At 64.9% G+C, this 3,055-nt stretch carries 4 protein-coding genes; 3 read left to right on the top strand and 1 reads right to left on the bottom strand.

Features of this window, described 5'->3' with window-relative positions:
- The 3 genes from J6497_RS40360 to tnpC all read left to right on the top strand — a co-directional run.
- Positions 1–311, top strand: a 311-nt coding sequence (locus J6497_RS40360) for a transposase (RefSeq protein WP_225709700.1), incomplete at its 5' end; no start/stop codon positions are given.
- Entirely contained in the window at positions 308–655 is a 348-nt protein-coding gene (gene tnpB, locus J6497_RS40355; RefSeq protein ID WP_225709699.1) for an IS66 family insertion sequence element accessory protein TnpB, read from the top strand. The genes J6497_RS40360 and tnpB, both read left to right, overlap by 4 nt.
- A gap of 93 nt (positions 656–748) precedes the next feature.
- Entirely contained in the window at positions 749–2,365 is a 1,617-nt protein-coding gene (gene tnpC, locus J6497_RS40350) for an IS66 family transposase (protein ID WP_225709701.1), read from the top strand.
- Positions 2,366–2,465: 100 nt separating this feature from the next.
- On the opposite strand, the gene J6497_RS40345 is transcribed toward tnpC, so the two are convergent.
- The gene (locus J6497_RS40345; RefSeq protein ID WP_225709698.1) at positions 2,466–2,903 is read right to left on the bottom strand and encodes a hypothetical protein; all 438 of its coding nucleotides are present in this window, start codon (positions 2,901–2,903) and stop codon (positions 2,466–2,468) included.
- Between the last annotated feature and the right edge of the window lie 152 nt (positions 2,904–3,055).

The raw sequence follows: 3,055 nt of genomic DNA, 5'->3' as shown, positions 1-3,055 counted from the left end.
GGCTTGTGTCGGTGACGGCGCGGCGGCACGGGCTGTCTGCGAGCCAATTGTTCACGTGGCGCCGACTGGCCCGAGCGGGCCGACTCGTCGAGGCCGATGAGGCGACCGTTTTTGCACCGGCGATCATCGGCGGCGAATCTTCGGCGAGCGATGCGCCACCATTGCCGGCGCAGGTTATTCCTGCGCCATGCCCGGCTGCGGTGCCGGGGCGGATCGAAATCGTGCTGATGTGCGGGTCTCGCGTGATCGTCGACGACGGTGTCGATGCGACGGCACTGCGCCGGGTTCTGGACGTGCTGGAGCGATCATGATCCCGCTTCCGCAAGGCGTGCGGGTGTGGCTTGCGACCGGCCATACCGACATGCGGAAGGGCTTTGCGAGCCTGTCGTTGCTGGTGCAGGAGGTGCTGCGGCGCGATCCGCTGAGCGGTCATCTGTTCTGCTTCCGGGGACGTCGGGGCGATCTGTTGAAGGTGATCTGGCACGACGGCCAGGGCGCGTGCCTGTTCACGAAGCGGCTGGAGCGGGGTCGGTTTCTGTGGCCGAGCGTGGCGGACGGTGCGGTGACGATCTCTCCGGCGCAGCTTGGCTATCTGCTGTCGGGGATCGATTGGCGCCATCCGCAAGAAAGTTGGCGGCCGACGTCGGCGGGGTGATGGATTTGGCTTGCAGACGGCGATGGATGTGATTCCATCGTCGGCGTGACTGCCCCTGAATCGCTCCCCGCTGATCTTGCCGCCGCGCACGCGATGATCCTCGCGGAGCGCGCCGCGCGCGTGGAAGCAGAGATCAAACTCGTTGACGCCCGCGCCGAAGCGGCCAATGCCCAGGCAGACCTCTCGAACACGGAAGCACTGATCAGCCGTCTCAAACTTGAGATCGAGAAGCTGCGACGTGAGCTTTACGGCAGCCGCTCGGAGCGAAAGGCGCGGCTTCTGGCGCAGATGGAATTGCAACTGGAAGACCTGGAAGCCGCCGCGACCGAGGATGAACTGGCCGCGGAAACGGCAGCGGCGCGGACGGGAACGGTTAAATCGTTTGAGCGCAAGCGGCCATCCCGCAAACCCTTCCCCGAGCATCTGCCGCGCGAGCGGGTAGTGATCACCACGCCCGAGAATTGTCCCTGCTGCGGCTCTTCGAAGCTGTCGAAGCTCGGTGAGGACGTCACCGAGACGCTGGAAGTGATCCCGCGGCAGTGGAAGGTGATCCAGACGGTGCGGGAGAGGTTATCATGCCGGCAATGCGAGACGATCACGCAGCCGCCGGCGCCGTTCCATGTGACGCCGCGCGGCTTCGCTGGGCCGAATTTGCTGGCGACGATCCTGTTCGAGAAGTTCGGCCAGCATCAGCCGCTGAACCGGCAGAGCGAGCGATACCGGCGCGAAGGCATTGATCTCAGCCTCTCGACGCTGGCCGACCAGGTGGGGGCCTGCACGACAGTGCTGCAGCCGCTGCATGCGCTGATCGAGGCCCACGTTCTGGCCGCCGAACGGCTGCACGGCGACGATACCACGGTGCCGATCCTGGCGAAGGGCAAGACGGTCAAGGGGCATATCTGGACCTATGTCCGCGACGACCGGCCGTTTGGGGGACCGGCACCGCCGGCAGCGCTCTATTACGCCTCGCGGGACCGACGGCATGAACATCCCGTCCGGCATCTTCGCGACTTCGCCGGCATTCTGCAGGCCGACGCCTATGACGGGTACAACGAGCTTTACGCGCCGTCCCGCTTGCCGGGGCCGGTCACGTCGGCGCTGTGTTGGGCGCACGCAAGGCGGCAGTTCTTCGAGTTGGCCGATATTGCCGCCAATGCGCGGCGTGGCAGGAACGCGGCGGCGATCTCGCCGATCGCGCTGGAGGCGGTCAGGCGTATCGATGTGCTGTTCGATATCGAGCGCGGCATCAATGGCCTGAGTGCCGAAGAGCGGCTGCGGGTGCGGCATGAGCAAAGCGCGCCTCTTGTGACGGCCCTGGAAGCCTGGTTGCGCGAGGAGCGTGCCCGCCTGTCGCACTCGGCCTCCGTTACCGAACCGATCGACTACATGCTCAAGCGTTGGGACCGGTTTGCGCGATTCATCGACGACGGCCGGATCTGCCTCACCAACAATGCCGCCGAACGCGCGCTGCGCGGATTTGCGCTGGGACGCAAATCCTGGCTGTTCGCTGGTTCCGAACGCGGAGCCGACCGTGCCGCGGTCATGGCGACCCTGATTATGACCGCCAAGCTCAATGACATCGATCCGCTGGCCTGGCTCGCCGATGTGCTCGCCCGCATCGCCGGCATCCCGCAGGGGCGGCTTCACGAGCTGCTTCCCTGGGAATGGAAATGCGCGGCGTCACACCCCGCTGCCGCTCAGGCGGCTTAACTATCACGCCGGCTCAAAGCGACATCGACGGGCTGTGCGATCTTGTAGCATGGAGTTGGAGAGCCAACGCGAACGGACCAGGATGGCAGCATGATGCGCGTCATCGCAGGCTGACTGGTTCAACCTTCGTCTCGGCGTCCGCAGTATCGGCGTGGATAGCCTCCCGGATCAGCCGCTCCGTCGTCTGCTCGAAATAGAGCCAGAGGTCCGTATGCAGGTCAGAAAACTGCCGCCACACGACAGTGTCGAAAAAGCGACGCGGCGCCCTGACCATGATCGTTGTCGAGCGCTGCCGCGGATATCGGAACGGCCGAATGCCATAACGCCGGCACAAGGCGATGAACAACCGGACCGACCATTGGTCCGGCAAGCTGAACTTCATCTCGATAGGAGGATCGCGGCGGCTGGCCTCCTCAAGCTTGGCCTTCAGCCGCTCTGCTGCGGCTTCGGCGGCATCGCGTTCTCCCGCCGTGGTCGCGCCGAAATATAGCGCCTCCACCTTCTTTAGCCGCTCCCGAAGCTGGTCTTCAATCAGCATAACCTCGCTCCTCAAGCAAACGAGGCCATCGCACGAACCGGCCGTCAATCGCGGAAAACACGCCGTCCACACATCATCGCACCGCAGCCATGGGATACCCACACCGGTTCCGCCAGAACCAAGGGGCCCCGCGGCCTTGGGCGGACGCTTAC

Origin of the sequence: Bradyrhizobium cenepequi, assembly GCF_020329485.1 — a bacterium.
GTDB classification, from domain to species: domain Bacteria; phylum Pseudomonadota; class Alphaproteobacteria; order Rhizobiales; family Xanthobacteraceae; genus Bradyrhizobium; species Bradyrhizobium cenepequi.
Note: the sequence above shows the minus strand (reverse complement) of the source record. Positions and strands in the feature narration are given on the sequence as shown.